Raw genomic sequence first — 21,788 nt, 5'->3', positions numbered from 1 at the left:
CCGCCCCCAACAGGTCAGCTATCTTTACGGCGCAACTGTTCAAGCGCGGAAAATGGCGTGTTTCCTCTGGCACGCGCCTCTTCCTGCGCCCGTTTCTCCGCCTCTTCCTCGGTCATCACAAGTCCGGGGGGCAAAACTGCATCCGGCGCATGAGGATAAGGCTCCAGATCCAGAGCAAACTGCTCTACAGCCGCTTCTCCAAGATCAATGGAGTCTCCTTCATAAGGAATTTCATCAATCGCTTCCAGATCAGGCTCGGCACTTTCTTCAAAATCTTCAGCAGGCACAAACTGCACCACAAAAGATCCCGCCAGAACATCCTCAAACGGTTCAAGGGTAACTACACAGGTCTGCTTGAACCGGGCTGCCAGTGCGCCGTGCGCGGTAACGCAGTCCCGCCCCGTAGCGGTCAGGTGATATTTGCACCGCACCATGCTGACTTCAGGCAACCCGAGGCGCACGGCAATCTGCTCGCATTCCTCAGGTGTTGCCTCAACAGTCACATCCAGCCCTCCCGGCGCGATTCGGCGTACGGCCGTCAGGCGGGAAAATTCCGGTTTAGCGGCCATGGGAGCCTCCTGAAACAAAGACATCTCTGATGTTTAATTCAAACACGCTGCCACCGCTGTATTTGCAGGGAACAGACACTGACAGCCCTATCACAAAGCCTGCGTTCCGTAAGGGCGGAACATGGGCTTTCCTGTAAAACACCCCTATGATGGAATTCAGGAATTGACGCCCTCCGCCTGTTCGGGCATCCGACAGAAGCAGGTGCCTGCGTGTGGGCAGCCCTGTCTTTTTTTGTCTCGACACGTTAGAGTGACTGCACAAACCGGGGTGCTTTACTGACATGATGCCGCAACGCTCAAGAAAAATTGCCAATGTCCGCGCAAAGTGCGGGTTATTGGCAGCCCTGTGCGTTCTTTCTGGCTGCAATGTGTTCCGCCCCACCCCTATCCCCCGTGGCTCCCTGATTGAAGCTGATGACTACAATCAGCTTATTCCCGGCACGAGCACACGGGCTGATGCGGTCGATCTTCTCGGCTCCGCCACGACCAAGGGGGCCTTTGACGACAACACATGGATTTATATTTCCATGGCCACCTATCTGCGCCCCATAGATTTTCCGGGCATCAAGAAACAGCAGGTTGTTGTTCTCAAGTTTGGTGGCAACGGTACATTGGAAAGCCTGCGGACCCTCAGCCGCCGGGATGCGCGCCCCGTGGCGATGATCAGCCAGGTAACGCCAACCCCGGGCACCAGCATTAACATCCTTCAGCAGATTCTGGGTAACGTGGGCCGTTACAACCCTATGCAGAACATGATGGGCGGCGGCAGCACATCCGGCAACGGCATGATGGGCAACAACAGTGGCCCCGGCCACTTTGGCTCCGGCAATACGCTTTAAGAGTAGTGGCTGTTTAACAGGAGAGTCTTTTGGGCTCTCCTAAACAGAACTCCATGCTACCGGATTATTCTGAAGTTCCAAAAGCGGTGAATCTGAACGCCTGACCTATTCAGCCGTCAGCACCCAGCCTCTCAAAATACCCTGCACCTTTTATGGCAAGAGAATGCGCACGCGCAATCCGCCTGAAGGGGAGACATCCAGTTCCATCTCTCCACCATGGGCGCGGACAATGTCACGGGAGATGGTCAGGCCCAAACCTGTGCCGCCCCCCCGGCCGCTTTCAAAGGCCCGGAAAACCGCTTCGCGCCGCTCCGGACTGATGCCCGGACCATCATCATCCACCAGAATACACGCCCCTTCCGCTACAGAGCGCGCTGTTATTGTTATCGCACCGCCATGCCTGCGTGCATTATCCAGCAGGTTGGTTAATGCACGCCTCACTGCGTCCGGACGTATCATGACGTGCAGCCCTTTCTGCACGCTCACCGCCCGCACCCGTGCCCCCGCTCTCCGCGCCGCCGCCACAACGTCTTCCACAAACGGTGCAAATTCCACCATCAGAGGTGTTTCAGCGCCCTCGCCGCGTGCGAACGCCAGATAACTGTCGATCATGTGTTCCATTTCAACCACATCACCGATCATGTCATCCACATCCCCGCGCAGATCTTCCGCCTTCACCACCCCTGTGCGTGGCATCATGGCCAATGAGAGACGAATGCGCGTCAACGGTGTGCGCAGATCGTGCGATACACCAGCCAGAACGCCTGTCCGTTGAGACACAAATCGGAAGATCCGGTCCTGCATGCGGTTGAAGGCTACAGAAGCCTTACGCACTTCCTGCGCCCCTTCCGGTTTGATGGGCCCGATATCCCGTCCCAGACCAAATTGTTCGGCCGCATGCGCCAGCCGCCTGATAGCCCGCACCTGATTACGCATGAACAGGCTGGCAATGATAAACAGCAACAGAGAACTGCCTAAAGCCCATGCCACAAACAGCCAGATCTGCCCCATATCCAGCCGTTTGCGGGGCGCTTCCACCTCAAGCACCCCATCACTCAGTTGGATGGAAATTTTCACGGTATGAGGATCACTCCGCCAATTCACAAAAAATGGATGGTCGATGGCGCTTTCCAGCGCATGAGCCAGATCCTCATCCATCGGGCCCAGTACGTGATTGAAACCAATGCGTCGCAGCTTGGCTCCCGCGTGCCAGGTTTCCACCAGTTGCAGGTGGTCACGCGCCTGTTCGACAAACCATTCCTTGTCGCTTTGTTTGTGCAACCGCTCCAACGCATTGAGCGAAAGCACAATTTCGGAACTCACACTGTCTGACAGACGGCGCGATACAACCTTGAGAAAGTTTCCGTAAAACAGCTCCAGAGAAATTGCCTGCGTTACCAGCAGCGGAATGAACACAATCAGGAGCGACCGGCCAAGCAGGGAACGCGGTAGAACCCGCCGCATGGATTTCTCCACCCGACGGGATTTCCATATCCGTGACGGAAACAGCCTGAGCGCTCTCCGGCTCATCAGCCTTATTGCACACCCGGTTTCAACACATAGCCACGCCCACGAATGGTATGCAGAAAGCGCGGTTCACGTGGGTCTGGTTCGATACGGCGACGCAAACGGGTGACCTGCACATCTACAGCCCGTTCGCCAATTTCAGCCATATCAAGTGCTCTGGCAATTTCGTCTCGCGTAAAAACCTCGTTGGGACGGCGCGCAAGCACGGACAGCAGAGCAGCCTCTCCCCCCGTGAGATGAATGTTTCCTTCCGGGCCGGAAAGCAGCGCCCGCACCGGATCAAACTCCAGTTCACCCAGCCGGATAATCCGCAGATTATCGGTGGCGGGCGCAGGTGCCAGACGCCGCAAATGCGCCTTGAGCCGCAAAAGAAGTTCCCGAGGCTCAAACGGCTTTCCCAAATAATCATCCGCACCGGCTTCAAGCCCGGAAATACGGTCTGCCGGCTCACCTCGTGCTGTCAGCAGCAGGATGGGAAATTCCTGCCCTGTATCGCGCAAGGCCCGCGTGAGTTCGAGCCCGTTTTCTCCCGGCATTGTCACGTCCAACACCATGGCATCCGGCTGAATTCCCCCCAACGCCTGGCGTGCCTCTGCTGCACTGGCCGCCACGCTGATCCGAAATCCATGCTCGGACAGGTAACGTTGGAGCAAACGTCGCAGTCGCGGATCATCATCCACAACAATCACATGCGGCGCCATTCCTTCTTCCTGCATGATATCATCGCGCAGATTATGAACCATGGCGTCCCTTCTTTCGTCCGGCGGCATCCTCAGCCACCAATGTGCGGCTGCTTTCAGAGAGCATGCCCCACATCACACGGCGAAACCCTTCCACCGCAGCACCACCAGCTTCCCGATACGCAGCAACCAGCCGGTGCCGCACCACGGCAAACAAACACGCCTCAACACTCTGGCCTTCTTTGCTCAGCCTTAAAAGCCTCTGCCGCCGGTCTCGCATGCAGGACTCGCTTTCCAGATATCCCCGTTCGGTCAACTCCCCCAGCGTGCGCCCGAGGCTTTGCTTGGTCACGCCAAGAATCTCCTGCAGACGGCTGACAGAAAGACCGGGGCTAAAAGCCAGCACCTGCAACACCCGATAATGCGCCCGCCCCAGAGACCGCTCCGCCAGAATCGGCTCCATGGCTTCCGCCATGTCCCGCCCTGCCAACAGCATCATGGTCTGTGCCAACCGAATCTGCTCTTCACGCAGAAAGAGCAGCCCTGCCCCGGCATCATCATTCGGGCGATACCCGCTCATCCTGTTATTCCCGCTCTCACATCAGGCTGAGGCAGCATAAGGCTCTGCGTGTCTGGCAGCTTTATGGCCGCCACTCAGGCGTGTCTTCAGGTGGCCCAGCCGCAACACACCCGCCAGACGTCTCTCCACAAAGGCCGCCAGATCGGCTTCATTCTGCCCACGGGAAAGCCAATAAAGAAGCGTGGCACCATAAACCGCGCCCAGAGTGAAACGCTTGGTCATGTAGGTCATGCCGGACGAGTCGTCCTGCGCAGCCTGCCAGATGGCGTTCACTGTGCGCATCAGGGAGCGACGCAGTGCGCCACGACCGCAAGGAGCAGCCAGAACGCCAAACCCCTTTCTCGCCCCACTCCGCATGGCGGGGTCAACGGGCAACCGAATCAAAAGCGCCTGTTTGACACGCTGGCTCAGGCGGGGCTCTTCCGTCTCCGCCATGGCCGTCATCATCTCCCGATCACACAGGTCAGACCATGCTTCGACCATTTCGACAGGGCCACCTGGGAAAAACAGGTCAGCTTCAGGTCCGGCAACGTCGCGTAGCACCGCCACACTCCAGCCCCGCTCTCCCGCAACAGAGGCCAGCTTTTTCAAGGCTGCGTCTCGCACAGGGTCCCGCTCTATTGCCGCAGGCATACTTCCTGCAGCGAGCCCTGCCACAGCCAGAGAAATTGCCTGCTGTACCTTTATGCCCACTCCGCTCATGCCCGCACTCCATATCGCGCCATTTCGGCCTCAAAACCCAACTTGCCAAGATCCGTCATCCGCATGGGATAGAGAATCCCGTTCAGATGGTCCATTTCATGCTGCATGACATGCGCCCGGAATCCGGAGGCCACACCCTCCACGCGATTTCCTGTTCTGTCGTAACCAGCATAGCGGACCCGCTTGTAACGCGGCACTTCGCCCCGCCATCCGGGAATGGACAGGCATCCTTCAAACCGCGGAATCATCTCTTCATCCACCGGTTCAAGCTCAGGATTGATGATCACCTGCACATCCAGGGCAGGATCGTCCACTCCTTCGCTCCGACTTTCCGGAACAGAATAGAGAAAAAGCCTTTTCGAAACATGAACTTGTGGCGCGGCCAGCCCTACACCGCCAGCATCAGCCAATGTTTCTATCATATCATCAATAAGGCGCTGAATATCTGGCGCGGTGCCATCTTCCACCTCCTCCGCCTTTTTCAGCAACACAGGATGCCCCATCCGGGCAATTTTCAGTACAGCCATTCCACACTCCCTTTCTGAAAGAACTGTGTCACAAGAGTTTGTTGGCAAGAAGCAAGAACGAATTGTGTCTTTGCATCAGCCCGTGCTATAGACGCCGCCAATAGAGGAATCGGCAGCGCGCTGGTGCTGGATCGGTTCTTTTTTCATATCACTTCAAAACCGGGGTTATCCGGGTTTTCTGAAACAGGGGTTAGTGGCCAAGTGCACGTTCTCGTCCGTGACAACAATGTCGATCAGGCTCTCAAGGCACTCAAAAAGAAAATGCAGCGCGAAGGGATCTTCCGTGAAATGAAGCTGCGTCGTCATTTTGAAAAGCCGTCCGAGCGTAAAGCCCGTGAGTCTGCTGAGGCCGTGCGCCGCGCTCGCAAAATGGAACGCAAGCGTCTGGAACGCGAAGGCTTCTAAGCTTCCGCTTCATACGCCAGAAAAAGGCCGGTGCACCGCAAGGTGCCCGGCCTTTTCTTTAGGGAGCAAACCCTCTCTGCCCCACTGTCTCAAACCGGCCCCTTGGAAGACAGGGGCCGGTTGTCAGATCATTCAGTGTGCATCCATCAGCCGATGAGACAGATAGACGGCTTCCAACGCACGCTCATGGGCCACTTCCGGCGCATTGACTGTACCGGAATGACCGCCCTCAATATCTTCATAATAGAAGAACGGCTTGCCCAGAGCTTCCAGCCGCGCCGCAAACCGGCGGGCATGAACCGGCCCCACCCTGTCATCACTCGTGGCCGTAAAAATAAATGGTGTGGGGTAAGTCACCTCAGCCTTGAGATGCTGCACGGGTGATATCTTTTTAAGAAAAGCTGCCTCAGCAGGAACGGACATGGACCCATATTCATCCGCCCACGATGCCCCGGCGGACATGGTTTCAAAATGTTCCATGTCCAGAAGCGGCACACCAATAATCACCGCGTTCCACATATCCGGATGCTGCACCATCTGTACACCCGCCAGCAAACCACCATTAGAACGCCCCCGAATACCGAGGTGACGCGGCGTGGTTATTTTCCGTGAAACCAGATCCTGCCCCACTGCGGCAAAATCATCATAAACGCTCTGTCTGCCTGATTTACGGCCAGCTTCATGCCAAGCAGGTCCAAACTCCCCCCCGCCACGGATATTGGCGACAACATACACACCGCCGCGCTCCAGCCACAGCTTGCCGATTTCCGGCGCATAGGTGGGCGTATAAGACACCTGAAAACCACCATATGCTGTCAGCAGCGTGGGGTTGGCCCCATTCAGTTTCATGTTCTTTCTGTGCACCACAAAATAAGGAATACGTGTTCCATCTGTGGACTTCGCCCAGAACTGTTCCGTGGTCAGGCCCGCCGTATTGAAGCGCGCAGGTGCTGCCTTCACCTTACGGGGAGCTGTTGTCTCGTCCACCAGCCAGAGTTGTTGGGGCTCAAGATACCCCTCCACGCTCAGATACGCAGTATCTGAGGCATGATCTGTCGTCACAATATGAATGGAGGTCATGTCTGGCAGATCCAGCGCCTCACCATTCCATGGACGCCCCGGCTGCATTTCCGTAAAGCGCATGGCGCGACCGCGCACGTTATCAAACAGACTGACCAGAACCGTATTTTTGGTCACCCCCACTTCATCAATCGATTGGGACGGCCCGGGGGTAAAAATAACTTCCACACCGCTCTCCGGCGCTGCCGGGTCTATGGAGACCAAACTGCCCTCTGGCACCACGGGCAAGCCCTGAGGATGCCAGTCTTCCTGAACGGACAAAACAAGGCGCCCCTTCAGGAGACCATGAATTTCACTTTTGGCGGGTATGTCCAGCCAGCGCAGTTTGTCCCCTTCAACGACCGCGTAATGGGTTTCAAAAAAGGTTACATTCCTCTGAATAAGCACCAGCTTATGGCCGTCTCCGTCCGTCAGCACCATGGGGGAGACAATCATGTCTGATTTCTCACCCCGGTACAGTTCAACCGCCTGCCCTTCTGGGCCACCGCGCACCATCTTCTTCACAACAAACGGATAACCGGATGGCGTGAGGGTCGTGCCTTTACCATCCCAATCCCGCGCCAGCAGGATCGTATCCTGATCAACCCACGCCGCCGTCTGCTTAGAACGTGAAAAAACAAAGCCGTTGGGCACAAACTGCCCTGTCTTGGTATTGAACTCGCGCAGGGTGTTGGCATCCTCGCCCCCGTTAGAGAGCGTTACCAGACAATGCTCATCTTCCGGGGCAAGGCAGTCTGCCCCTTCGAAAACCCAGTTCATGTGCTCCTTGGCTGCCAGAGCATCCACATCCAACCGGGTCTGCCATTTTGGCTGCTTTGTCAGATAGGAAGACCGATTGGTCATCCGCCACAATCCATGAGGATGATGTGCGTCCTGCCAGAAATTCCAGATATCTCCGCCCAGAATCTCCGGCATGGCAAGGCGGTCTGACGCCTGAAGAACTGATAGCGTATTTTTATAGAACCCTTGATAACGCTTGTCTTTTTCAAGAGTTGACGTTGTATGATGGTTCTGCCCCCTGACCCAGGCCAGCGCTTTTGCTCCGTGAATGTCATTCAGAAAAGAGGCGTCTTTTCCCATCCCGTCAGTTTGAGCAACCCCGTGACTTGCTGCCCCTGCCATAACAAGCGCTGATGCCGCGCATGTCAGTATCCAACGTCCAAGACGCATCAAGACTGTCCTCTTATTCTACTGTCACATTTCAACGGGTTTTATTTTGTATCGGAAAGAAGACAATTTGTCTTGGCCTTCCCGTTCTGCACCCTCCTTGTGGCCATGACACAAAAAGGGGAGAATAGAAAACGGAAGGCATTTTATCCTTCCGTTTTTTCATGCTTCCAGAGTGATATCTGGAAAGCAAACGCTTTTATTTCTGGAACTTGTCCAGTTCACGCACAATGGCTTCACCCATAACGGACGTGCCAACGCGGGCCATACCTTCGCTCATGATGTCCGCCGTACGCAGGCCGCTGGCCAGTACGTTGGAGACAGCATCTTCAATCAACTGCCCTTCTTCCTGCAGATCAAAGGAATAACGCAGCAGCATGGCGAAGGAGAGGATCTGCGCAATCGGGTTGGCAATGCCCTGCCCGGCAATATCCGGCGCACTGCCATGGATGGGTTCATACAGTGCGGGTGTTTTGCCATTAGCGCCCGGCGCGCCCAGCGTGGCGGAGGGCAGCATGCCCAGGCTGCCGGTTAGCATGGAAGCCAGATCAGACAGCAGATCCCCAAACAGGTTGCCGGTAACAATCACATCAAACTGGCGCGGGTTACGCACCAACTGCATGGCGCAGTTATCGGCAAGCATGTGGGAAAGCTCCACATCCTGATATTCACGCGCATGCAGGTCTGTCACAACCTCTTTCCACAACAGGCCGCTTTCCATCACGTTGCATTTTTCAACGGAACAGACACGGCCAGAGCGCTTGCGGGCCAGATCAAAGGCTACACGGGCGACGCGCTCAATTTCTGATGTGGTATAAACTTCCGTATTGATCCCACGCTTGCTGCCATCAGGCAGGGTTTCAATCCCGCGCGGGTTACCGAAGTAAATACCCCCCACGGTTTCACGCACGATCATGATATCCAGCCCGCGCACCACATCGGGTTTGAGGGTGCTGGCGTCCACCAGAGCATCAAACACCTTGGCGGGGCGCAGGTTGGCAAACAGGGCCAGTTCCTGACGCAGCTTGAGGATGGCCAGTTCTGGGCGCTTTTCAAAACCCACATGGTTCCAGCGCGGATCCCCCACGGAACCGAACAGCACGGCATCCGCAGCGCGTGCCTTTTCAATCACTTCATCACGGATGGGCTCACCATATTCGGCCAGAGAAGCCCCACCCACCAGATCTTCTGTAATCTCGAAAGAGAGCCCCCGCTTTTCTTCCAGCCATGTGATGATGCGCCCGACTTCGCGCATTACTTCCGGGCCAATCCCGTCTCCGGGCAGAACAAGCAGCTTTTTGGCTGGCTGAGCAGTCATGGGGTTCTCCAAGCTCATCAATCGAAGGAAATTTTGGGCATCCAGGGCAGTTCCTTGGCTACGCTGCTTTCAAAGGTTTCAATCTCACCCTCATGTTTAAGCGTCTGACCAATATCATCCAGCCCCTCCAGCAACATATGCTTGCGGAACGGATCAATCTCAAACGGCACTTCCTGCCCATCGGGACGGATAACAACCTGACGCGGCAGATCAACCGTCAGCTTTGCATTGCTGCCCATGGCGGCATCCGCCATCAGCGCATCACACACCTCACGCGGCAGACGGATGGGCAGAATGCCGTTCTTGAAGCAGTTGTTGAAAAAGATGTCCGCGAAAGAGGGCGCAATAACGCAACGGATACCAAAATCAAGCAGAGCCCACGGCGCATGCTCGCGTGAAGAACCACAACCCAGATTGTCATACGTGACAAGAATTTCAGCCTGACGCCACGGCTGCTTGTTCAGCACAAAATCAGGATTTTCAGAGCCATCCGGCAGGTAACGCATGCTGTCAAACGCATGTTTGCCAAGGCCCGTGCGGCGCGTGGTTTTCAGGAAGCGGGCCGGGATGATCTTGTCTGTATCAATATTGGCTTCCGGCAGTGCCGCAGCCACAGCAGACAGAACCGTGAACTTATCCATTATGCCAGCTCCCTTACATCCGTCAGGCAGCCTGTAACAGCCGCGGCCGCGGCCATGGCGGGAGAGAGCAGATGCGTCCGCCCACCGGGCCCCTGACGCCCTTCAAAATTACGGTTGGAGGTGGAGGCACACCGCTGGCCCGGCGTCAGCCGGTCAGGGTTCATACCCAGACACATGGAGCATCCTGCCTCACGCCATTCAAACCCGGCATCAAGGAAGATCTTGTCCAGACCTTCCTCTTCCGCCTGCCGCTTCACCAGACCAGAGCCGGGCACAATCATGGCCCGCACACCGTCTGCCACCTTGCGGCCTGCGGCCACTTCAGCGGCTGCGCGCAGGTCTTCAATCCGGCTGTTGGTGCAGGAGCCGATGAAAACAACGTCAACCGGTGTTCCGGCAATTTTCTGCCCAGCTTCCAGCCCCATATAGTCCAGCATGCGTTGCATCTGCACACGCTTGGCTTCGTCTGGTTCCTGAGCAGGGTCAGGCACAGTGGCGGTAATGGGCAGCACGGTTTCCGGGCTGGTGCCCCATGTCAGGCTGGGTGCGATATCTTCCGCCCGCAGCGTCACTTCCGTATCAAAATGCGCGCCTTCATCAGAAGAAAGCGTGCGCCAATACGCCACGGCCTTTTCAAAATCGTCCCCTTTGGGGGCAAACGGACGACCGCGCACATATTCGAACGTCACATCATCAGGCGCAACCAGACCAGCACGTGCCCCTGCCTCGATGGACATGTTGCAGATGGTCATACGGCCAGCCATATCCAGCCCACGGATGGCAGACCCGGCAAACTCGATCACATGCCCGGTGCCGCCAGCCGTGCCGATATGCCCGATAATGGCCAGCATGACGTCCTTGGCGGAAACCCCGGTCCCCAGCGTTCCTTCCACAGTCACGCGCATGTTCTTGGCGGGACGCTGCAGAATGGTCTGCGTGGCCATGACATGCTCAACTTCAGACGTACCGATCCCGAAGGCCAACGCCCCCATGGCGCCGTGGGTTGAGGTATGAGAGTCCCCACACACAATGGTCATGCCCGGCAGGGAAATGCCCTGCTCCGGCCCGACCACATGCACAATGCCCTGATTGGCGGACAGCAGCGGAATATACGGCACGCCAAATTCCTTGACGTTCCGTTCCAGCGTTTCAATCTGATTGCGGCTTTCCGGCTCTTCAATCGGCTGCGTGCGGTCAGATGTCGGCACGTTGTGGTCTACAACGGCAACTGTCATTTCCGGGTGACGCAGACGGCGGCCAGCAAGACGCAGGCCTTCAAACGCCTGCGGGCTTGTCACTTCATGGAGGAGGTGACGATCAATATAAAGGATAGAGGTACCATCCGGCAGAGTCTCGACAACATGGTGGTCCCAGATCTTGTCGAACAACGTACGCGGCGCCATGGCCCTCCCCTTTCGTGAAACAGTGCGGATTCGCGCAGAGGCATCTGCAATACCACAACCAGCAGAGCAAGGCTTATGCTTCTGCGGTGTTCATCCAGCCATGACGCGGCATGCTGGACGGAAGGCAAAACAGCTATCTGACAGACGAAAAGAACCGCGCCTTCATCTTCTCAGCATCGCAAAGACCCGGCGGGCACAGGCCCGACCGGGTTTTGAAAAGTCAGACCAGCCCGCAGGCTGGTCAGCCTGTTTTTTAGTTGGCAGCAGCAGCCGGTGCCACAACGTCACGCGGACGTTCAGCAATACGGGCAGACTTACCGCTACGGCCACGCAGGTAGTACAGCTTCGCGCGACGCACTTTACCGCGACGCACAACCTTGATTTCAGCAATGGTCGGCGCATACAGCGGGAACACACGTTCCACACCTTCACCATTGGAGATCTTGCGCACGGTGAAGTTGCTGTTCAGACCCTTGTTGGAGCGGGCAATCACCACACCTTCAAAAGCCTGCAGACGCTGGCGTTCACCTTCAACAACGCGAACGGAAACGCGAACGGTGTCACCCGCAGCAAATTCCGGCACGGCGCGCTGAGCTGTCAGACGCGCGATTTCGGCAGCTTCATACTGCTGAATAATGTTCATATCCGTATCCTTCCTCAAACCCCAGTTCGGCCTGACTGTCCGGACCTTCCGGCAGCAGCCTCATTTCTTTCCCTGCGATCCAGCCAGGCAGACCACAGGTCCGGCCGTCTTTCCCGCGTTATTTCTTCAGCCTGTTTCTGCCGCCATGCCGCGATTGCCGCATGATTACCAGAGAGCAGGACTTCCGGCACGTCTCGCCCGTCCCATGATGCAGGGCGGGTGTAATGGGGATATTCCAGCAGCCCGTCGGAAAAACTTTCCTCCACGCCGCTTTCATCACTTCCCATAACACCGGGCAACAGCCGGACACATGCGTCCAGCAACACCAGAGCAGCCGTCTCACCCCCGGAAAGAACATAGTCTCCGATGGAGACCTGTTCGATACCCCGAGCTTCAAGCACACGCTCGTCCACGCCTTCAAACCGCCCGCACAGCAACACCACACCGGGCCCCTGCGCGTAACGACTGACGTCCTGCTGACGCAGAGGGCGGCCACGGGGCGTCAAAAACACGCGCGGCGCACCTTCCGGAGCCTGAATGGCAGACAGTGCGGCATCAACCACATCCGCCCGGATCACCATGCCTGCTCCACCACCAAACGGCGTATCATCAACAGCACGATGCCGCCCCAGACCATGCTGGCGCAGATCATGCGTCTGGCATGACCACACACCACCACCCAGCGCCTTTCCGGCCAGAGACAACCCCAACGGCCCCGGAAACATTTCCGGAAACAGTGTCAGGATTGTTGCCTGCCAGCTCACGCTGAAGGCTCCGGCATTTTAGGGCTACCGACCCCACGTCCTTCCTCACCCGCAACCTCTACAGGGCGGATAACGGTCAGAACACGGTTAGCCTGATCAATCTCCGGCACGCAGGCCCGCGTAAACGGAACCAGCATCCCCCCGGCAAGCTCCAGACTGGCTCCAGCACCGTAGTCATGCACCATGACCACCCGCCCCAGAGACTGTCCGTTTTCCCGTGCCTCCATGCCAATCAGATCAGCATGGTAGAATTCTTCCTCTTCCGGCTCGGGCAGAGCATCGCGCGGAACGTAAAGACGCGTGTTCACCACCCCTTGCGCTGCCGTACGGTCCGCCAGTGCCTGCCCCTGCGCATCACGCAGTTCCGCCACACCATCAGCCCCACGCCACCGCAAAGACCAGTTACGGCCTTGATCATCCACCAGAGCCTTGAACCCCTCAAGTGCTGCAGGATCATCCGCATAGCTGTGCACGCGCACAAGGCCGCGCACACCATGGGGTCTTCCTACAACGCCTATCAGGATAAGGTCAGGACGCATGATCCGGTCTGCTCAGTGCTTTTCAGACTCAGGCAGCGGCTTCAGCAGCTTTGGCAGCAGCTTCTGCGCGAGCCTGGGCCTTCTTCTTCGGCGCAGACTGCTTGGGCTGTTCTGCATAAGCAGGCTTCGGAGCCAGACCAGCATTACCCAGGAAGCGGGCCACACGGTCCGTGGGCTGTGCGCCCTGAGACAGCCAATGCGTGATGCGTTCGTTCACCAGACGCACGCGATCTGCGTGGTCAGACGGCAGCATCGGGTTGTACGCGCCAACCTTTTCAATAAAACGGCCATCACGCGGGGAACGGCTGTCTGCCACAACAATGTGGTAGTACGGACGCTTTTTTGCACCTGCGCGGGCAAGACGAATTTTAACACTCATTCAGATCACTCCAAACCCAGAAAAACTTGAAAGAGAAACAGGCCGCTTAGCGGAAGGGACGGCCACCACCCGGCGGCCCTCCTCCCATTCCTTTAGGCATGAGCGCGGACATTCCCTGGCGCATGAGACCTTTCACGCCCAGCTTGTTAAAGCGCTTCATCATGTCGGACATCATATCAAACTGCTTGAGCAGCTTGTTGACTTCCTGAACCGTGGTTCCAGACCCGGCGGCAATACGCTTCTTGCGGGATGCCTTGATAATAGCAGGCTTCTTCCGCTCGCCCTTGGTCATGGATGAAATAATGGCGAGGTGCTTTTTAAGGACGGACGTATCCAGATCCTTGTCCCCCAGCGCCTCTTTCAGCTTTCCCATTCCAGGCAGCATGCCAACAATACCGGAGATAGACCCCAGCTTGTTGATCTGCCGGATCTGGGACGCATAGTCATCAAGATCGAACTTGCCGGCCATCATCTTCTTGGCCAGGCGTTCGCCTTCTTCATGATCCAGCGTATCAGCCGCTTTTTCCACCAACCCGGCGATGTCACCCAGACCAAGGATACGGCCGGCAACACGTTCGGGGTGGAATTCTTCCAGCGCATCCAGCTTTTCGCCAGAGCCAGTCAGCTTGATTGGCGCGCCGGTAATGGCCTTCATGGACAGGGCGGCACCACCGCGCGCATCACCATCCATACGGGTCATGACAACGCCGGTCACGCCAACAGCCTCGTTAAAGGCCTTGGCGGTGTTCACGGCATCCTGCCCGGTCATGGCATCCACAACCAGCAGCGTTTCGGCAGGATGGGTTACAGCGCGAACCTGCCGCACTTCTTCCATCAGCGCTTCATCAATGGACAGACGGCCCGCGGTGTCGAGAATGACAACGTCAAACCCTTCCCGCCGGGCGGTATCCAACGCGCGATGCGCAATTTCAACCGGAGTCTGGCCCGCGACAATCGGCAGAGACGGCACACCGGCCTGCTCTGCCAACTGCGCCAACTGCAACTGCGCGGCAGGACGCTGCGTATCAAGAGAGGCCAGAAGCACTTTCTTGCGTTCACGCGTTTTCAGACGCAGCGCGATCTTGCCGGATGTGGTGGTTTTACCAGAGCCCTGCAAACCCACCATCAGAATGGGCACAGGCGGCACGGCATTCAGATTGAGCGGGACGGCACCAGCGCCGCCCAGCGCATCAATCAGGGCATCATTGACAATCTTGGCAACGGCCTGGCCGGGAGAAATGCTTTCCAGCACCTCCGCACCCACTGCACGCTCTTTAACCTTGTTGACGAAGTCCTTGACCACAGGCAGCGCAACGTCTGCGTCCAGCATAGCCAGACGGACCTCGCGCATTGCCTCCATAACGTCAGCTTCTGACAGCGCGCCACGTTTGGCGAGTCCATCAAAAACTCCGGAAAGCCTGCCTGAGAGAGCCTCGAACAATAGCGTACCACCCCATAAGAAAACGCGCCACTGCGCGAACACTCGCGGGGTGGCGGTCCTGAATTGGGGAAGGGGTTAAGCCACCCCTTCCCATGAGTCAAGAAACTTCTGTCTGTTACTTGCTGGCGTCAGTCGGTTCCGGATGCTGCACTTCCCGCAACTGCTCCATCAGATCCCGGATTTTGGTCTGACGGGCCTTGATCTGCGCAAGCTGATCATCTGTCAGCACATCATGAATACGCTCGGCCACATCAAGATGGCGGGCTTCCTGCTGGGCCCGCAAAGAGGCCTGCTGCTGAAGCAGGGTGTTGATCTGGTCCTTGTTGATCGGGCCCGGCGTTGTCAACTGATCCTGGATCTGCTCATGGAGCTTCCCCATGTCATTACGGATACTATCCGTCTGATCCTGATCGTGCGCATCGCTCAGAATGGCGTCGATCTGCTTGCGCTGCTGCTTGGTCAGGCTGATCCCTTCCAGCATGTCAGGACCACCCTGCGCGCTCCACAACGAAGATCCACCATGAGCGCCCTTGGGCGGATGGGGCGGCCGGGCATTGGCGGAGGCAGGCAGCACGGCGCAGAGAAGCCCTGTCACGGCAGCCGCAGCGAGAAATCCATTTTTGTATGACATCTGGTTGCAAACCTTTCCTGAAAATCCCGTTCGTCACGCATCCGCAGGCCTATTCTTCTGCGCATACCCTTTGCCGAGCGATCATAAACCAGCAAAAGGCTTTTTACGTCATGGAATAAAGAATAACCACTATCGGGATAATACCAAGCAGAAACCATGATCCCATGGCGCAGGTTGCAAAAAGATGAGCGGCACGCGCCTGCACGCGCGCTTTTCCACCGGATGATGACATACGCTGGCGTAGCATATCGTCTGTATCAGAGTCAGATCGCATCACGTTCTCCTTATCTGGCAACATGACAGCATAGTTGCAGGTCGTTCATTCTTCCTGCTGCATGACCTAATGCGATCTAGAAACACACCGCGGCAAATTCATGGCAATACCGACAAATTGCCGAAGCCTCTCTGCTTTGCCCCGTTAGTTCTGGCGCGACAACGCCAGAAACCGGGCTGCATCTGACACTTCACGCACCAACGCTGCGATACGGTCCGTTATTTCCGTATCTTCTCCCCACCGTTGCATCTGCGCACGCTCATCAAGCGTTGCGCATGCCACCAGTGTTTCCGGATCGGCCTGCTGTTCTACCAACGCCAGACCCAGCACAAGGCTGCCAAGTGCCGGCACGGCTACACTTAACGCAGCAAGCTGTGCTGGCGTTGCCTGCTCAAGCACGCGCCGCAGTGCATTAAATGTTTCTGCCGGCTGAGCGATGGGCATGATGCCCTCGGAAACCTCAAGCGGTGCATCAAACCGCTTGCAGCACCAGTCCAGCCACGGCGTCCATTGCTCCTTCTGCAACCGCGCCAGATCGGACCAGTTTTCGGCCCGATAGCACAGCAGATCACTTCCGGCGTATGCGAGCAGGCTTTCCACCACCCCTTCCCGTTGGGCGGGAATACGTTCAAGCATGGACCCCACGATACCGGTAAGCGGCAGATCTTCCGGCCGAAAGAGCCCCCCCGCTTCCTTACCTGCTGCCTGCCATTCCTCTGCCAGCGCATCTGCCAGCGCCCGGCTTGCTACCCGCAGCGGCGTGCGCTCCGGCAACCTTACGGGCCTGCCGTCAAGCTGCACGGCATAGCCTGCCCCATCGGGCACCACACTGGCCTGCTTCCAGAAGCGCTTGCGCCCAGCCGATGCTGCTACGGCCTTTGCATTTTCACTCACTTGAACAACCCCAGCCCGCGCAACATGTTCATGACCTTCCCTTCCTTCCCCGCCTTTGGCGCAGAAGGCGCCGGGCCTGTGCCCCCTTCCCGTGCGGAGGAAAGCAGGGCCGGGCAATTATCCCCGCCGCCATCATCCCCACCGATATTGATGCCATAACGGCCGCCATAAGTGGGTTCCATCTGCGGCACGGGGGCGGCAAATGTACCTGTCACCCGCACGTCAGACGCGGCGGATGCGCCCCCCAGCGCCACGCGGGGCGAGAGATGCAGATCAAGCGCCTGATTTTCCAACCCCACAGTCCCGTGGCCATGCAGAGAGAGAAAATCACTCTCCAACCCCAGCATATCCACTCGGGCCACCCCATCACCCACCTGCATGTGGGTGCCAAAGCAGCGCACGGGCATTTTTCCTTTAAGCGGCACATTAGGCCCCAGAAGCGTGCGCAACGCCGGGCCACCAATGCTGCCATCTACAACAGATGCGCCGATGTGCCCCGTAATTGTCCGGCGCTGGGTAGAGGCATCTGTTCCCTGAACAGATACAGCCCCCACCACTGTCATCGCGCCTTGCAGAAGCGCGGGGGCGCCAGTCCATTCCTGCACAAATTCAACCGGCAACACCACCGGGTGCGCCGCCATATCAACCTGCGGCACAGCGCCAGACGCATCATAGGCAAATCGGCCTGACTGCTGAACGCCAGAGCCTTCTGCCTTGATCGGGTCCGCCGTCAGTTTGCCGCTCTGCACGGTGACATGGGCGGAAACCTGGGTCCATGTCAGCCCCCGCCACACCACCTGCGGGGCCTGCACATCCACTGCCGCCGTCACCCCACGGATAACCTGTTGCACGTCATGCTCGTGCACCAGCGCCAGGGTGTTGGCAGCCTCTACATGGCCGTCTACCTTCAGATTTTCCACGGTGGGGCGGCCATCTCCCAACGCCAGATGATCAAGCACACCGTGGCCATCCAACGTGGACCGACCTCCGCCCAAGGTGCCTGCCACCCGAAGGCTGGAGGCCCCATCCATGATCATCAGATCCGCAGGCATATCGGTCTGCTCTGGGTTGAGCGCCAGCGCCGTGATCTGCGCCAGTGTGCCAACCGTGCCCCGCAGGCCCAGCGCCTGTGCGCCCAACTTGCCATCGACCAGCACGGCCAGCCGGTCTTCCGGACGGGTGGCATCCAGGGTCATGCGGCTGATCGCAGCCCCCGGCACAAGACGGCTGGCATCAACCGGCCCCGTGCGCACATGCAGCCCCTGCACCTGCGGCTGATCGCCCTGACCACCAATTATGGCATCAATGGAGATATTCTGTCCGTCTGGCAGCGCGGCGTGCGGGAAGAAGGTTTCCAGCGTTTGAAGCTGCCCCACTGAACTGCCAAAGTTCAGCGTGTAGGCCCGCTTTCCATCAGGGTCGGCAATGGTGCCATCCAGATGCGCAAGCCCGGCAGGATGTCCATCCACAGTAAAGGTCATTCTGGCCTGCACTGGCAGAGTCTGCGCTGCATCAGGCAGAAACTGGCCTGTTTGGGCGGTCAGCAGGAACTGCCCCTTGCCCTTGCTTGCCTTGACCTCGAACTCGGGCTTGCTGCCCTCAAGATTGCGGGCCCGAACCACATCAAGGGGTAACCACCCGGACCGATGCCGCAGCATATCCTGCCATTGCACATCAGCCTTGGTGATATGCACACCTGTCACGCCCAGATTCCAGTGCATGGAACCGGAAGACGGCTTGCCGGGTGTTGTCTCCTGCGCGGTCTCGGGTCTGGGGGTAAAATGCCAGTCAGCCCGGCCATCCATCAAACGCCGCACAGAAATATGCGGCTCAATAATGCTTACATCATTCAGCACGATCCGATGATGAAAGAGCGGCATGAGCGCCAGCCGGGCACGGATTTCGCCTGCGGTGAGCATATCCGGCCCGCCCTCTTCCACGCCGGAAAACCGAACACCTCGGGCTTCCACCCAAGGGAATGGCAAAATCCAGACATGCAGATGGTCAATGGCCAGATGGCGGCCCGTCCGGGCTTCTACTGCCTCGGTCAGCCTGACACGCATCCAGTTTGCATCCTGCATGGAGGACACAACGCTGCCGCCCCCCACCAGAAGCACAGCAGCACCGGCCAGCAGACCCAGCTTCCATTTCAGCCGCATAGACGTCTCTCCTGATAGCGAAGCCCTGCCCCTTTACCCGCCCCGGCGAACAGGCTTGGGCGTTGAACCCGGCGTAAAGCCCAGAGCACGGAAGGTCTCACGCATATGCGGCGGCAATTCGGCTGTGACCACCAGGCGTCCTCCCGCAGGGTGCGGCATGTCCAGTTCACGGGCATGCAGATGAAGCTGATCCTTGAACCCGTCCACATGCGCGATTGCACCGCCATATTTCGGGTCACCCAGAATGGGCGTGCCAAGGGACTCGCAATGAACGCGCAACTGATGCGTACGGCCCGTGAGCGGCGAAAGAGCCAGCCACGAGAACTTCCGGGCCGCGGCATCCACCACCTCGTACGTGGAGCGCGCATATTGCGCATCCTCATCCTTGCGGTCTGCCGCCACCATAATAGCATTGGCACCCGCACCCAGCCGGGCGAGAGGCTGATCAATTTCACCAGCCAGCGGATCAGGACGGCCGACCACGACGGCCCAATAGGTTTTTTTTACATCCCGCCCACGGAACGCCTCCGCCAGCTTTGCGGCCACACCCGGAGTCCGGGCCAGCAGCAACAGGCCAGAGGTATCCCTGTCGATCCGATGCACAAGCCGGGGGCGCGGGTCATCCGCTTCCGCCCGCAGGCCATCCAGCATCATATCCACATGCTTGGTAATGCCGGGGCCACCCTGCACAGCCAGACCGGCAGGTTTGTTCAGCACAATCACCTGCTTGTCCTGATACAGGACCATACCCTTGATTTCACGCACCAGCCGTTCATCAAGCTGACGGGGCGTATCTGGCGCTGGTTTAACAGCCTTGGGGATAGGCGGCACCCGCACGGACTGCCCCGGTTGCAGGCGCGTAGAGGCCTCCACACGTTTGCCCTCCACCCGAATCTGCCCTGTACGGCACAGTTTCTGGAGCGCGCCCTGCGTTAAATGCGGGTAATGGCGGCGGAAATAGCGATCAAGGCGAATGTCCGCCTCGTCCTCGCTTACGGTCAGAATCACAACACTCATGGCACGATATTCACGACTGACGCCGATCCCGCAAGCGGGCCCATGTTTCAAGCCGGTGTCGGACCTCCCGTTCATACCCCCTGCCGGTAGGATTATAGAAGGTCTGGCGCTTCATCCCGTCCGGAAAATAATTCTGGCCGGAGAAGCCTTCTTCCGCGTCATGATCATATTCATACCCCTTGCCGTAGCCGATATCCTGCATCAGCCGTGTGGGCGCATTCAGAATATGGGCCGGCGGCATCAGGCTACCTGTCGCCTTGGCGGCACGGCGCACCGCACCATAAGCTTTATAGACGGCGTTTGATTTGGGGGCCGTGGCCAGATGCACCACAAGCTGGGCCAGCGCCAGTTCTCCCTCCGGCGAACCAAGCCGTTCGTACGTTTCCCACGCGGCAATAGCCAACGGCAGGGCGTGCGGGTCTGCCATGCCAACATCTTCCGCAGCAAAACGTGTCAACCGGCGAGCCAGATAACGGGGGTCCTCCCCACCTTCCAGCATCCGGGCGAACCAGTACAACGCCGCATCCGGGTCTGACCCGCGCAGAGATTTGTGCAGGGCGGAAATCAGATTGTAATGTTCTTCACGGTCCCGGTCATACAACACGGCCCGCTTGGCCAGCAGCCGGGCGAGCGCCTGCGCATCCAGCGGCTGTTCCGTTTTCAGGCTGAGAAGCTGCTCAACCATGTTCAGCAAATAACGGCCATCCCCATCCGCCATGGCCCGCAGTGTGGCGCGCCCTTCTTCCGTGAGGGGGAGCGGCCGCCCCGTTTCCTCTTCTGCGCGCACCAGCAGGGCTTCCATAGCGGAATCGTCCAGCCGGTTCAGCACCATCACCTGACAGCGCGACAAAAGTGCCGAGTTCAACGCAAAAGACGGATTCTCGGTTGTCGCCCCGACCAGCACAATGGTGCCGTCTTCCACCACAGGCAGAAACCCGTCCTGCTGGGCACGGTTGAAACGATGAATTTCATCTACAAACAACAGTGTACCGCCACCGGCTTCCGCCTGCCGCCGCGCATTTTCAAACGCTTTCTTCAGGTCTGCCACGCCGGAAAACACGGCTGAAAGCTGCACAAACTTCAAACCAGCCGCCTGTGCAAGAAGGCGGGCAATGGTGGTTTTCCCCACACCCGGGCCACCCCACAGAATCAGACTAGCCAGAGAGCCCCTTTCCAGCATGCGGGTAAGGCTGCCATCCGGCCCCAGCAAATGGCCCTGCCCCACCACATCTTCCAGCCGGTTGGGCCGAAGCCTGTCCGCCAGCGGTTGGTTAGGGGCAGGACGTGCCGAGGCATGGGCGGAATCGGCATCAAAATTCGGCGGAGGCGCATCCTCCCCAAAAAGATCTCCCGCCATGGGCGTTGTCCGCCGTGCCGCCATACCCTTATCGCCTTGTTCTGTCCTGGTCCGCGCTACTGCCCCTGCTTTGCAAACAGCCGACGCAGTTTGTCATTCCGGCTTCTTATATCGCTCTGAGGCCCGGCATTTTCCAGTCACACTGGCCCAGAAAACTGCCCTCTCTCCCGCATGGCTGTCCGCATCTTTCCGAATCTGGAGTGTGAGGACTCTAGCAAGCAGATTTTGCTCTGGGTTCACACCGCCAGCCTA

General features: G+C 58.1%; 23 protein-coding genes. 2 read left to right on the top strand and 21 right to left on the bottom strand.

Translation table 11 applies throughout. The features are described 5' to 3' along the window. Positions 1-14: 14 nt before the first annotated feature. Positions 15-569, bottom strand: coding sequence for a YceD family protein (locus tag QWU00_RS14095; protein ID WP_035380919.1), 555 nt, complete (start codon positions 567-569; stop codon positions 15-17). 281 nt (positions 570-850) lie between these two features. On the opposite strand from QWU00_RS14095, the gene QWU00_RS14090 reads away from it, so the two are divergent. Beyond that, positions 851-1,408 carry an outer membrane protein assembly factor BamE gene (locus QWU00_RS14090; protein ID WP_035380921.1) on the top strand — a complete coding sequence of 186 codons (558 nt, stop codon included), beginning with the start codon at positions 851-853 and terminating at the stop codon, positions 1,406-1,408. Positions 1,409-1,558: 150 nt separating this feature from the next. Here QWU00_RS14090 and QWU00_RS14085 read toward each other — a convergent pair whose 3' ends face one another. The 5 genes from QWU00_RS14085 to def are packed head-to-tail and all read right to left on the bottom strand — an operon-like array spanning position 1,559 to position 5,424. Next, complete coding sequence (locus tag QWU00_RS14085) at positions 1,559-2,938, bottom strand: ATP-binding protein (protein ID WP_035380923.1); 1,380 nt, start codon at positions 2,936-2,938, stop codon at positions 1,559-1,561. Between the two features lie 5 nt (positions 2,939-2,943). Beyond that, entirely contained in the window at positions 2,944-3,678 is a 735-nt protein-coding gene (locus QWU00_RS14080) for a response regulator (protein ID WP_035380925.1), read from the bottom strand. Next, positions 3,668-4,195 carry a MarR family winged helix-turn-helix transcriptional regulator gene (locus tag QWU00_RS14075; protein WP_035380927.1) on the bottom strand — a complete coding sequence of 176 codons (528 nt, stop codon included), beginning with the start codon at positions 4,193-4,195 and terminating at the stop codon, positions 3,668-3,670. The genes QWU00_RS14080 and QWU00_RS14075 overlap by 11 nt, the downstream gene beginning before the upstream one ends. 21 nt (positions 4,196-4,216) lie before the next feature. Then, positions 4,217-4,897, bottom strand: a complete 681-nt coding sequence (locus QWU00_RS14070) for a ubiquinone biosynthesis protein COQ9 (protein WP_035380929.1) — start codon at positions 4,895-4,897, stop codon at positions 4,217-4,219. Then, positions 4,894-5,424: a peptide deformylase gene (gene def / locus QWU00_RS14065; protein WP_035380931.1), complete on the bottom strand. Its 531-nt coding sequence runs from the start codon at positions 5,422-5,424 to the stop codon at positions 4,894-4,896. Before def ends, QWU00_RS14070 begins: the two co-directional genes overlap by 4 nt. Before the next feature lie 201 nt (positions 5,425-5,625). Here def and rpsU point away from each other — a divergent pair, with 201 nt between their 5' ends. Next, a complete protein-coding gene (gene rpsU / locus QWU00_RS14060; RefSeq protein ID WP_006557524.1) occupies positions 5,626-5,829 on the top strand; it encodes a 30S ribosomal protein S21 in 204 nt (67 codons plus the stop codon). Positions 5,830-5,961: 132 nt separating this feature from the next. Here the strand turns inward: rpsU and QWU00_RS14055 are convergent, their stop codons facing one another. The 15 genes from QWU00_RS14055 to QWU00_RS13985 form a co-directional block, all read right to left on the bottom strand. Next, positions 5,962-8,079 carry a prolyl oligopeptidase family serine peptidase gene (locus QWU00_RS14055; protein ID WP_231551774.1) on the bottom strand — a complete coding sequence of 706 codons (2,118 nt, stop codon included), beginning with the start codon at positions 8,077-8,079 and terminating at the stop codon, positions 5,962-5,964. A 196-nt stretch (positions 8,080-8,275) separates the two neighbouring features. Continuing rightward, entirely contained in the window at positions 8,276-9,394 is a 1,119-nt protein-coding gene (gene leuB / locus QWU00_RS14050) for a 3-isopropylmalate dehydrogenase (protein ID WP_035380933.1), read from the bottom strand. Between the two features lie 17 nt (positions 9,395-9,411). Continuing rightward, complete coding sequence (gene leuD / locus QWU00_RS14045) at positions 9,412-10,035, bottom strand: 3-isopropylmalate dehydratase small subunit (RefSeq protein WP_006557527.1); 624 nt, start codon at positions 10,033-10,035, stop codon at positions 9,412-9,414. Continuing rightward, complete coding sequence (gene leuC, locus QWU00_RS14040; RefSeq protein WP_035380934.1) at positions 10,035-11,438, bottom strand: 3-isopropylmalate dehydratase large subunit; 1,404 nt, start codon at positions 11,436-11,438, stop codon at positions 10,035-10,037. Before leuC ends, leuD begins: the two co-directional genes overlap by 1 nt. 253 nt (positions 11,439-11,691) lie before the next feature. Next, complete coding sequence (gene rplS, locus QWU00_RS14035; RefSeq protein ID WP_006557529.1) at positions 11,692-12,081, bottom strand: 50S ribosomal protein L19; 390 nt, start codon at positions 12,079-12,081, stop codon at positions 11,692-11,694. A gap of 14 nt (positions 12,082-12,095) precedes the next feature. Continuing rightward, positions 12,096-12,845 carry a tRNA (guanosine(37)-N1)-methyltransferase TrmD gene (gene trmD, locus QWU00_RS14030; RefSeq protein WP_035380935.1) on the bottom strand — a complete coding sequence of 250 codons (750 nt, stop codon included), beginning with the start codon at positions 12,843-12,845 and terminating at the stop codon, positions 12,096-12,098. Beyond that, positions 12,842-13,384: a ribosome maturation factor RimM gene (gene rimM, locus QWU00_RS14025; protein WP_035380936.1), complete on the bottom strand. Its 543-nt coding sequence runs from the start codon at positions 13,382-13,384 to the stop codon at positions 12,842-12,844. Before rimM ends, trmD begins: the two co-directional genes overlap by 4 nt. A 28-nt stretch (positions 13,385-13,412) precedes the next feature. Continuing rightward, positions 13,413-13,763: a 30S ribosomal protein S16 gene (rpsP, locus tag QWU00_RS14020; protein ID WP_006557532.1), complete on the bottom strand. Its 351-nt coding sequence runs from the start codon at positions 13,761-13,763 to the stop codon at positions 13,413-13,415. Positions 13,764-13,809: 46 nt separating this feature from the next. Continuing rightward, entirely contained in the window at positions 13,810-15,204 is a 1,395-nt protein-coding gene (ffh, locus tag QWU00_RS14015; protein WP_035381070.1) for a signal recognition particle protein, read from the bottom strand. 115 nt (positions 15,205-15,319) lie between these two features. Further along, the gene (locus QWU00_RS14010) at positions 15,320-15,835 is read right to left on the bottom strand and encodes a Spy/CpxP family protein refolding chaperone (protein WP_035380937.1); all 516 of its coding nucleotides are present in this window, start codon (positions 15,833-15,835) and stop codon (positions 15,320-15,322) included. A gap of 103 nt (positions 15,836-15,938) precedes the next feature. Further along, positions 15,939-16,109 carry a hypothetical protein gene (locus QWU00_RS14005; protein ID WP_156105420.1) on the bottom strand — a complete coding sequence of 57 codons (171 nt, stop codon included), beginning with the start codon at positions 16,107-16,109 and terminating at the stop codon, positions 15,939-15,941. Positions 16,110-16,253: 144 nt separating this feature from the next. After that, positions 16,254-17,003, bottom strand: a complete 750-nt coding sequence (locus tag QWU00_RS14000) for an ATP12 family chaperone protein (protein ID WP_035380941.1) — start codon at positions 17,001-17,003, stop codon at positions 16,254-16,256. Then, the gene (locus tag QWU00_RS13995; RefSeq protein ID WP_035380943.1) at positions 17,000-19,162 is read right to left on the bottom strand and encodes an AsmA family protein; all 2,163 of its coding nucleotides are present in this window, start codon (positions 19,160-19,162) and stop codon (positions 17,000-17,002) included. The genes QWU00_RS14000 and QWU00_RS13995 overlap by 4 nt, the downstream gene beginning before the upstream one ends. Positions 19,163-19,195: 33 nt before the next feature. Then, positions 19,196-20,179, bottom strand: a complete 984-nt coding sequence (locus QWU00_RS13990) for an RluA family pseudouridine synthase (protein ID WP_035380945.1) — start codon at positions 20,177-20,179, stop codon at positions 19,196-19,198. Positions 20,180-20,189: 10 nt separating this feature from the next. Further along, positions 20,190-21,560, bottom strand: coding sequence for a replication-associated recombination protein A (locus QWU00_RS13985; protein ID WP_035380947.1), 1,371 nt, complete (start codon positions 21,558-21,560; stop codon positions 20,190-20,192). Positions 21,561-21,788 lie beyond the last annotated feature (228 nt).

The sequence above is a fragment of the Acetobacter tropicalis genome (assembly GCF_030644465.1).
Classification (GTDB): Bacteria; Pseudomonadota; Alphaproteobacteria; order Acetobacterales; family Acetobacteraceae; genus Acetobacter; species Acetobacter tropicalis.
The sequence above is the reverse complement of the archived record's forward strand: the minus strand, read 5'-3'. Positions and strand labels throughout refer to the sequence as shown.

What these genes read in the sequence shown, in the direction of transcription:
- QWU00_RS14095 (WP_035380919.1), bottom strand. Translation starts at nt 569, where the DNA reads ATGGCCGCTAAACCGGAATTTTCCCGCCTGACGGCCGTACGCCGAATC.
- QWU00_RS14090 (WP_035380921.1), top strand. Translation starts at nt 851, where the DNA reads ATGATGCCGCAACGCTCAAGAAAAATTGCCAATGTCCGCGCAAAGTGC.
- QWU00_RS14085 (WP_035380923.1), bottom strand. Translation starts at nt 2,938, where the DNA reads ATGAGCCGGAGAGCGCTCAGGCTGTTTCCGTCACGGATATGGAAATCC.
- QWU00_RS14080 (WP_035380925.1), bottom strand. Translation starts at nt 3,678, where the DNA reads ATGGTTCATAATCTGCGCGATGATATCATGCAGGAAGAAGGAATGGCG.
- QWU00_RS14075 (WP_035380927.1), bottom strand. Translation starts at nt 4,195, where the DNA reads ATGAGCGGGTATCGCCCGAATGATGATGCCGGGGCAGGGCTGCTCTTT.
- QWU00_RS14070 (WP_035380929.1), bottom strand. Translation starts at nt 4,897, where the DNA reads ATGAGCGGAGTGGGCATAAAGGTACAGCAGGCAATTTCTCTGGCTGTG.
- def (WP_035380931.1), bottom strand. Translation starts at nt 5,424, where the DNA reads ATGGCTGTACTGAAAATTGCCCGGATGGGGCATCCTGTGTTGCTGAAA.
- QWU00_RS14055 (WP_231551774.1), bottom strand. Translation starts at nt 8,079, where the DNA reads ATGCGTCTTGGACGTTGGATACTGACATGCGCGGCATCAGCGCTTGTT.
- leuB (WP_035380933.1), bottom strand. Translation starts at nt 9,394, where the DNA reads ATGACTGCTCAGCCAGCCAAAAAGCTGCTTGTTCTGCCCGGAGACGGG.
- leuD (WP_006557527.1), bottom strand. Translation starts at nt 10,035, where the DNA reads ATGGATAAGTTCACGGTTCTGTCTGCTGTGGCTGCGGCACTGCCGGAA.
- leuC (WP_035380934.1), bottom strand. Translation starts at nt 11,438, where the DNA reads ATGGCGCCGCGTACGTTGTTCGACAAGATCTGGGACCACCATGTTGTC.
- rplS (WP_006557529.1), bottom strand. Translation starts at nt 12,081, where the DNA reads ATGAACATTATTCAGCAGTATGAAGCTGCCGAAATCGCGCGTCTGACA.
- rimM (WP_035380936.1), bottom strand. Translation starts at nt 13,384, where the DNA reads ATGCGTCCTGACCTTATCCTGATAGGCGTTGTAGGAAGACCCCATGGT.
- rpsP (WP_006557532.1), bottom strand. Translation starts at nt 13,763, where the DNA reads ATGAGTGTTAAAATTCGTCTTGCCCGCGCAGGTGCAAAAAAGCGTCCG.
- QWU00_RS14010 (WP_035380937.1), bottom strand. Translation starts at nt 15,835, where the DNA reads ATGTCATACAAAAATGGATTTCTCGCTGCGGCTGCCGTGACAGGGCTT.
- QWU00_RS14005 (WP_156105420.1), bottom strand. Translation starts at nt 16,109, where the DNA reads ATGCGATCTGACTCTGATACAGACGATATGCTACGCCAGCGTATGTCA.
- QWU00_RS13995 (WP_035380943.1), bottom strand. Translation starts at nt 19,162, where the DNA reads ATGCGGCTGAAATGGAAGCTGGGTCTGCTGGCCGGTGCTGCTGTGCTT.
- QWU00_RS13990 (WP_035380945.1), bottom strand. Translation starts at nt 20,179, where the DNA reads ATGAGTGTTGTGATTCTGACCGTAAGCGAGGACGAGGCGGACATTCGC.
- QWU00_RS13985 (WP_035380947.1), bottom strand. Translation starts at nt 21,560, where the DNA reads ATGGCGGCACGGCGGACAACGCCCATGGCGGGAGATCTTTTTGGGGAG.